Consider the following 1,017-nt stretch of genomic DNA (forward strand, 5'->3'; position numbering starts at 1 on the left):
GGCGATGTCGTCCGCGTGACCGAGATTGCTCCGATGTCCAAGACCAAGAACTGGCGCGTGGTGGAAGTCATCACGCGTGCGGCTGAATAAGGAGTCTGAATCATGATCCAGATGCAGAGCTACCTTGACGTCGCGGACAATTCGGGTGCCAAGCAGGTGATGTGCTTCAAGGTGCTGGGTGGTTCCAAGCGCCGTTACGCCGGCATCGGCGACATCATCAAGGTCACCGTGAAGGATGCGATTCCGCGCGGCAAGGTCAAGAAGGGTGAAGTGTATGACGCCGTCGTGGTGCGTACCCGCAAGGGTGTGCGTCGCGCCGACGGCTCGCTGATCCGCTTCGACGGCAACGCTGCCGTTCTGCTGAACAGCAAGCAGGAGCCGATCGGTACCCGTATCTTCGGGCCGGTGACTCGTGAACTTCGTTCGGAGAAGTTCATGAAGATCGTCTCGCTCGCTCCCGAAGTGCTGTGAGCGACAGGAGATAATCATGGCTAACCGTATCAAGAAGGGCGACCAGGTTGTCGTCAACGCTGGCAAGGACAAGGGCAAGCAGGGCGAAGTCGTCCGCGTCGATGGCGACCGTGTGGTCGTCGCCAACGTGAACATCGTCAAGCGCCACACCAAGCCGAACCCGCAGGCAGGTGTTGCCGGCGGCGTGGTCGAGCGCGAAGCTTCGATCCATATCTCCAACGTGAATGTTCTGAACCCGGCTTCGGGCAAGGGCGAACGCGTTGGCTTCAATCAAGGTGCTGGAGGATGGACGCAAACTGCGTGTGTTCCGCTCCAGCGGTGAGGCGCTCGACGCCTGAGGAATGAGAAGATGAGTTCCCGTCTCGAAAAGTTCTACAAGGACGAAGTGGTGCCGGCGCTGATGAAGCAGTTCGGCTACACCAATCCGATGGAAGTGCCGAAGCTGGTCAAGGTCACCCTGAACATGGGTGTCGGCGAAGCGGCCACCAACAAGAAGATCCTGGAAAACGCCGTCGGCGACATGACCAAGATTTCCGGCCAGAAGCC

General features: G+C 59.2%; 4 protein-coding genes (1 of these 4 only partly in view). All 4 read left to right on the forward strand.

Going from position 1 to position 1,017, the window contains the following annotated elements; genetic code table 11:
* Positions 1-90, forward strand: a 90-nt coding sequence (rpsQ, locus tag CJP72_RS25150; protein WP_162383921.1) for a 30S ribosomal protein S17, incomplete at its 5' end; no start/stop codon positions are given.
* A 12-nt stretch (positions 91-102) separates the two neighbouring features.
* Entirely contained in the window at positions 103-471 is a 369-nt protein-coding gene (gene rplN, locus CJP72_RS25155) for a 50S ribosomal protein L14 (protein ID WP_004145357.1), read from the forward strand.
* 16 nt (positions 472-487) lie between these two features.
* Positions 488-793, forward strand: a complete 306-nt coding sequence (gene rplX, locus CJP72_RS25160) for a 50S ribosomal protein L24 (protein ID WP_446714994.1) — start codon at positions 488-490, stop codon at positions 791-793.
* Positions 794-820: 27 nt separating this feature from the next.
* On the forward strand, positions 821-1,017 hold the start of the coding sequence (rplE, locus tag CJP72_RS25165; protein WP_162383922.1) for a 50S ribosomal protein L5. 358 nt of this gene lie beyond the right edge of the window; the window shows 197 of its 555 coding nt (coding positions 1-197); the start codon lies at positions 821-823; its stop codon lies off the right edge, out of view.

This window comes from Citrobacter sp. NCU1 (assembly GCF_010231475.1).
In the GTDB taxonomy this organism is placed as follows: domain Bacteria; phylum Pseudomonadota; class Gammaproteobacteria; order Enterobacterales; family Enterobacteriaceae; genus Citrobacter_D.